The sequence below is a fragment of the Mesorhizobium sp. M1E.F.Ca.ET.063.01.1.1 genome (genome assembly GCF_003998155.1).
In the GTDB taxonomy this organism is placed as follows: domain Bacteria; phylum Pseudomonadota; class Alphaproteobacteria; order Rhizobiales; family Rhizobiaceae; genus Mesorhizobium.
The window spans coordinates 1-2755 of the sequence record NZ_RZSC01000753.1 but is presented as its reverse complement, the minus strand read 5'-3'; the positions used below and the strand labels follow the sequence as shown (position 1 = coordinate 2755).

The 2755-nt window shown below is 65.6% G+C and carries 4 protein-coding genes; 1 reads left to right on the top strand and 3 read right to left on the bottom strand.

From position 1 onward, the window contains the following. Positions 1 to 125: 125 nt before the first annotated feature. Positions 126 to 362 carry a hypothetical protein gene (locus EOA29_RS44100; protein ID WP_189479046.1) on the bottom strand — a complete coding sequence of 79 codons (237 nt, stop codon included), beginning with the start codon at positions 360 to 362 and terminating at the stop codon, positions 126 to 128. A gap of 634 nt (positions 363 to 996) precedes the next feature. Between EOA29_RS44100 and EOA29_RS43900 the strand changes: the two genes are divergently transcribed. Next, positions 997 to 1119, top strand: a complete 123-nt coding sequence (locus tag EOA29_RS43900) for a hypothetical protein (RefSeq protein WP_281059631.1) — start codon at positions 997 to 999, stop codon at positions 1117 to 1119. A 35-nt stretch (positions 1120 to 1154) separates the two neighbouring features. Here the strand turns inward: EOA29_RS43900 and EOA29_RS31735 are convergent, their stop codons facing one another. Beyond that, on the bottom strand, positions 1155 to 1358 hold the full coding sequence (locus EOA29_RS31735; protein ID WP_126094611.1) for a hypothetical protein: 204 nt from the start codon (positions 1356 to 1358) through the stop codon (positions 1155 to 1157). 205 nt (positions 1359 to 1563) lie between these two features. After that, on the bottom strand, positions 1564 to 2481 hold the full coding sequence (locus tag EOA29_RS31730; RefSeq protein ID WP_126094610.1) for a LysR family transcriptional regulator: 918 nt from the start codon (positions 2479 to 2481) through the stop codon (positions 1564 to 1566). Positions 2482 to 2755: the final 274 nt, after the last annotated feature.

The following is a 2755-nucleotide window of genomic DNA, read 5'->3' as shown; positions in this document are numbered from 1 at the left end:
ATCATCGAAGTGTTCGACCGCCACTGGCTGCAGCATGCGGGCTAAGGGCGTGCTTGACAGTGCGGCCGCATCGCGCTCACCTGCGCCGGTCGTTGACCCGTGCAGGAACGGACGATGAAGAAGACCTACGAGAAGCCCAGGCTGCAAAAGCGCGGCAGGCTTTCGGCCGTGACCGCCGCCGCGCCGTCGTCCGGATTCACGTTCTGAGATCCGCCCCGGCTGCCGACTGTCCAAACTTGACAATCGCCCCCCGCGGCGCTCATTTTGCGCGGATCGTGTTCAGGGGGAATCTCGATGAAGAAAGCATACAGCAAGCCGACGCTTGACAAGCGCGGAAAGCTCTCCGCCGTCACGGCCGCCAACGGCGCGTCCATAGCGATCTGACGAACGTTTTCGGACCCTCGCGCGGAAACCTCGCGCCGCTTCCGGCCAGGAGCGGGCGGTACACTGCATAGTGCCCGCCCGTCCGGCGCCGCCGCCAAGCTGCTGAAACCCCGTCCGTCCCCAACAGCAACGGTCATGGCGTGACCAGTGACTGCGGAGTGCCACTGGCCGGGCCTGCTGTCAACGCCGGGGGAGGAGCCCGGCGCGAGGCGTTTTCCGCATTGTGCAGGGCCGAAATTGGTCCCCCGCGATCACGCCATGCGGTTGCCGCAGGCCCGGAAAATGGCGGATTTCCGGGCTTTTTGGCCATCCCGCGAGCCGGCTGCGGCTTGTGTGCCTATCCGCTTGAATAGGTTCGTTTTTCGCCGGCTGACCTGTTTTCGAGGCTCGGTTCTCAACCTGACTTTTTTTGGGGGCATTTCCGCAACGCAACATTGGCGCCAGATATCGCTCTTTGAACGGCCAAATCTCCCTCTCGAGGGGTTGAGGGAGCGGTCGGCACGGCAGACGGAAGCCGTTGCCTGGAGAGGAGAGATCAGGCACCTCTGTGAACAGCTTCATGGTGCCCTGACGCCGGTGTGGTATGATATACGATGCGAGCGGGAGGGTGCGATGACCGATCGGTTGCTCGAGATTCTCGCCAGGCGCAAAACGTGGCTGGATCGTATGGCGCTTGGGTTGCTCATTTTCCTGGCAACGCTGATCGCCGCGCTGATGGGCGGCGCCAGCGCCTGAGGGACGTCAGCCCTCGGCGATCGTCAAAGGCTTGGCTATTCCTGACTGACTGGCACGCTGTAGCCGCGCAGGCCGGTCCCGTTGCAGTTCTGGCAGGTCAGCCTCTGGCCGGGGCAATTGTCGCGGCGGCTGCCGGCTGCCGGGCAGCAGGTGCCGTTGGAGGCGACCCACTTGTCGCATTGGAACACCTTGCCTGCCCCCTGGCATTGAGGGCAGGCGAACTTTCTGAAATCGCTCAAACGGCCTCCGGCCGGTCCAAACGGGCTTGGTAACGCCGCGACGGCGGTGCGCGGGTTCCAAGGCATGCGCCCGTTTGTTCGGCAAGCAAATAGATAACATTATTTAGCTTAAGCTAATGAGGCGGAATGCGACCTGCAATGCAAGTGTGGCGGCGTTCGCAGGCTGGCTTGATGGCGATTGCGAAAGTGGTCGCGATAGCTGATCTCATCCCATGGAGGAGATTGGCAGCTTCTGTTCCCCGCACACTTCGCGCACGATCCCCCGCAGCCAGCGATGCGCCGGGTCGGCGTCGACGCGCGGGTGCCATAGCAGCGAGATGGTGAGCCCGGCGAGCCGCATCGGCAGCGCGAAGGTGAACAGGCCTTCGCGGAGCTTGCCGGTGTAGCGCTCGGGCACCGTGGCGATGAGGTCGGAGCCGCGGGCGAGCGCCAGCGCTTCGGCAAAGCCGCCGACCACGGTCGTGATCGTCCGCGCCAGCCCCGCGAGTTCCAGCGCGTCATCGACCGGCCCGCGATCGAGGCCGCGGCGCGAGATCAGGATGTGGCGTCCGGCGGCGAAGCGGGCAGCGGTGATCCCGCCTTCGCTCAACGAATGACCCGGCCGCACGACGCCGACGAAGCGGTCGCGGAACAGCGCCTGCGCCCGCACCTCCGGCCCGGTCGAGCCGCCGACCACGCCGGTTTCGAGGTCGACGCTGCCCTCGCGCATCGGCGCGCTGTCCTTGTCTGGTTTCGGCACGAAACGGAGCTGCACCCCCGGCGCTTCCTCCGCGACGCGCGCTAAAAGGGCAGGGCCGAAATTCTCGACGAAACCGTCGCTGTTGCGCAGCGTGAAGCTGCGGACCAGCCGCTTGAGGTCGAGCCGTTCTGCCGGACGCAGTACGGCCTCCGCGTCCCTCACCAGCCGGCCGACCTCGGCGCCGAGCTCGATGGCGCGCGGCGTCGGCACCAGGCCGCGCCCGGCGCGCACCAAAAGCGGATCGCCGGTCGCCTCGCGCAGCCTTGCCAAGGCGCGGCTCATGGCCGAGGGGCTGAGCTTCAGCCGCCGTGCCGCCTTGGCAACGCTGCCTTCGGCAAGCAGCACATCCAGCGTGACGAGCAGGTTGAGATCGGGTCGCGACATGGCGCGACCTTAGCACGCTTGCAGCGCCATGACATGGCGTTTCATGCACTGTTCAAGTGCAAATGCTGCGTGTTCCGCCATATCAGCCGCGCGCTTATCTTCCCGGCAAGTTTCACCTGAGCCGGAGAAGAACCATGACCGACATCGCCGATACAGCCGCCGTACCGGCAAGCCGCTCGACGACCGGCGCGCTGGCCAGCCTGTCGCTGGCCATGCTCTTGTCCTCGCTCAGCACCAGCATCGCCAATGTCGCGCTGCCGACGCTGAGCATCTG